Genomic DNA, 3,584 nt, shown 5'->3' with positions numbered 1-3,584 from the left:
TCGAGCGCGACTGCTCCGTGCAGCGCCGCCACCAGAAGGTGCTGGAAGAAGCCCCGGCCCCGGGCATGTCCGACGCGCTGCGCCGCGAGATGGGCGAGGCCGCCGTGCGCGCCGCCCGCGAGATCGGCTACGTGGGCGCCGGGACGGTGGAATTTCTCCTGGATGCCGACGGCTCCTTCTTCTTCATGGAGATGAACACCCGCCTGCAGGTGGAGCACCCGGTCACCGAGATGATCACCGGCCAGGACCTGGTCGAGTGGCAGCTGCGCGTGGCCATGGGCGAGCGCCTGCCGCTGGCTCAGGACGAGCTGACCATCACCGGCCACAGCTTCGAGGCGCGCCTCTACGCCGAGGACCCGGAGCAGGACTTCCTGCCCGCCACCGGTGTGCTCACCCGCTTCGCCCTGGATCTCCAAGGCGCCGGCCTGCTTTCTGTTGAGAAGGGCCGGGCCAAGGTGCGCCTGGACAGTGGCGTGGAGACCGGAGACGAAGTCTCCATGCACTACGACCCGATGCTCGCCAAGCTGATCGTCCACGGCGACGACCGCGACCAGGCGCTGGCCACCCTCAACCGGGCGCTGGCCGCACTCGACGTGCAGGGTGTGGTCACCAACCGCGCCTTCCTGCAGCGGCTGGCCACCCACCCGGCCTTCAAGGCGTGTGATCTCGATACCCGCTTCATCGAGCGCAACGAAGAGACGCTGTTCGCCCCCCGCCGCTACAGCGTCAAGGAGTATGCCGGCGCCGCCCTGGTGGGCCTCAACCAGCTGGCACGCGAGTGCGAGAGCGACTCCCCCTGGGATCGCCATGACGGCTTCCGTCTCAATGCCCCGCACACCATCCGCATCGCCCTGTGCGACCCGGCCCATGCCAAGGACGACGACAACTCCGAGGCCGTGGTGGTGGTCGATGGCACCCGCGAGCGCGGCGACGCCCTCTGGCAGCTGACCATCGGCGACGAGACCCTCACCGCCTCGCTCCAGCATCTGGAAGGCGACGCCGTGGCGGTCACCCTCAACGGCCACCGCCGCCGCCTGCAGGCGCGCCGCGACGGCAACGTGGTGGTGATGGTCGACCCGCGCGGCGAGACGCGCCTGTTCTGGCGCCGCATCGACGCCATCGACCACGGCCAGCACGAGGCGGAATCCACCCTCACCGCCCCCATGCACGGCACCGTGGTGGCGCTGCTGGTGGAGCCGGGCCAGAAGGTGGAGAAGGGCATGCCGCTGATGGTCATGGAAGCCATGAAGATGGAGCACACCATGTCCGCCCCCGCCGACGGCCACGTGGCAAGCTTCCACTTCCAGGCCGGCGACACCGTGGGCCAGGGCGACGTGCTGCTCGAATTCGCCCCGGAGGAGTAACGCCAAGGCTCCTGCAGGGTCCACCCAGGCCCTTGTGGGAGCCCGATTTATCGGGCGAATGGGCGAATGACGCCGCAGGCGCCCTGCAGAACCATCGGAGAACTCCCTATGGCATTCCCCCAATACGTGCGCCTGGTCGAGGTCGGTCCCCGCGACGGGCTGCAGAACGAGCCCGAGCCGATCAGCACCGTCATCAAGCTGGAGCTGATCGACCGCCTGGGCGCGACCGGCATCAGCTACATCGAGGCGGCCAGCTTCGTCTCGCCCAAGTGGGTGCCGCAGATGGCCGACCACCGCGAGGTGATGCAGAACCTCGCCCGGCTGGATGGCGTCACCTACGCGGCGCTGACCCCCAACCTCAAGGGGCTGGAAGCGGCGCTGGAGTGCGGCGTCGAGGAGGTGGCGGTGTTCGGTGCCGCCTCCGAGGCCTTCTCCCAGAAGAACATCAACTGCTCGGTGGCCGAATCCCTGGCGCGTTTCGAACCGGTGCTGGAGCGCGCCCAGGCCGCCGGCGTGCGGGTGCGCGGCTACGTCTCCTGCGTGCTGGGCTGCCCCTACGAGGGCGAGATCGCCCCCGCCAAGGTGGCCGAGGTGGCAAAGGCGCTCTATGAGATGGGCTGCTACGAGGTGTCGCTGGGCGACACCATCGGCGTGGGCACGCCCCTCAAGGCCAAGCGCATGCTCGAGGCGGTAAGCCGCGAGGTGCCCATGGACAAGCTCGCCGCCCACTTCCACGACACCTACGGCCAGGCGCTGGCCAACCTCTACGCCGTGATGGAGGAAGGCATCGCGGTGGTGGACAGCTCCGTCGCCGGCCTCGGCGGCTGCCCCTACGCAAAAGGGGCATCGGGCAACGTGGCAAGCGAAGACGTGGTCTACCTGCTCAATGGCCTCGGCATCGAGACCGGCATCGACCTCGAGGCACTTGCCGCCACCGGCACCTGGATCACCCAGGCCATCGGCCGGCCCAACCGCTCCAAGGTGGGGGTGGCGCTGGCCAGCCGCTGAGGGCAGGCCACGAAAGCGCCCTGCCCTTTCAAACGACTTCTGTCCTTGCCCCCGGTATGTCGCTCATGCCGGGGTTTTTTATGGTGAATTCGTTGGCTACAACGAAAAGCCCCCGAGCCTGAACTGCACCCCGAAAGTTGGACACCCAATCCAACCTTCGGGGTGTTTTTATGAGCAATCGATATGACGAGTGGTTCAAGCTGCAGGTGGCACAGCAGTGTTTGCGCGATGGCACCAGCTTGAGGGAGATAGCCCGCCAGCATGGCCTGGACCATTCTCTGGTACGGACATGGCGGGATAGCTACCGTCAGCATGGCGTGGTGGGCCTGCGCAAGAAATACACGCACCGCAGCGCAGCTTTCAAGCTGCAGGTCCTTGAGACGATGTGGCGAGATGGCTTGTCACGGCGTCAGGCGCAGGCCCTGTTCGATATCCGCGAGAGCGGCGCCATTGGCAGATGGGAGCGTCAGTACCATAGTGGTGGTCTGACTGCACTAGAGCCAAAGCGCAAGGGGCGCCGTCCGATGACCAAGAAGCCGCCTTCCCCACCACCCCCGCCTGATGTTGAGCGCTCCCAGGAGGAGCTGCTCAAGGAGTTGGCGTATCTGCGTGCCGAGAATGCCTACCTAAAAAAGCTCGATGCCTTGATCCGGGAGAAGGGGGCGGCGACGCGGGGCAAAAAGCCCAGGCCGTCCAAGGGTTAAGGCATGAACATCCGCTGGCTCTGCTGCTGCGTGCGGCTGAGCTGCCGCGCAGCACGTTCTACTACCAGATCCAGGCCTTGGGCGCTGAGGATCGGTACGCGTCGCTGAAGGTGCGTATCCGGGCAATCTACGACCGCCACAAAGGGCGCTATGGCTACCGGCGCATCACCGCCGTCCTGCGGCAGGCAGGAGAGATGATCAACCACAAGACCGTTCAGCGGCTGATGCGACAGCTGGGCTTGAAGTCCCTGGTTCGCCCCAAGCGATATCGTGCCTACCGAGGGGCGGAAGGTTACGCTGCTCCCAATACGTTGCAGCGTCGGTTTCAGGCTCAGCGCCCCCACCAGCGGTGGGTGACAGACATCACCGAGTTCAAGGTCAATGGTCAGAAGCTCTACCTGTCACCGGTCATGGATCTGTATAACGGAGAGATCATTGCCTTCCAGACAGGGCCGCGCCCGGTGTTCGATCTGGTGAAGGGCATGCTGAAGAAAGCTTTTGACAGACT

2 protein-coding genes and 1 pseudogene are annotated in these 3,584 nt (G+C 66.0%); all 3 read left to right on the top strand.

Annotation, left to right across the window (positions count from 1 at the left end):
• On the top strand, nt 1–1,364 hold a 1,364-nt coding region (locus tag IBX53_RS15325), incomplete at its 5' end, for a biotin/lipoyl-containing protein (protein WP_290910996.1).
• 108 nt (nt 1,365–1,472) lie between these two features.
• Nucleotides 1,473–2,372 (top strand): hydroxymethylglutaryl-CoA lyase, encoded by a 900-nt coding sequence (locus IBX53_RS15320; RefSeq protein ID WP_290910995.1) that lies wholly within the window; start codon nt 1,473–1,475, stop codon nt 2,370–2,372.
• Nucleotides 2,373–2,542: 170 nt separating this feature from the next.
• Nucleotides 2,543–3,584 (top strand): annotated as a pseudogene (locus tag IBX53_RS15315) (IS3 family transposase); the annotation flags it as partial.

Origin of the sequence: Halomonas sp., from assembly GCF_014859505.1 — a bacterium.
Lineage (GTDB): Bacteria > Pseudomonadota > Gammaproteobacteria > Pseudomonadales > Halomonadaceae > Halomonas.
This window is presented reverse-complemented; position numbering and strand designations above follow the sequence as displayed.

Coding starts and splice junctions, on each gene's coding strand:
- IBX53_RS15320 (WP_290910995.1), top strand. CDS start 1,473: ATGGCATTCCCCCAATACGTGCGCCTGGTCGAGGTCGGTCCCCGCGAC.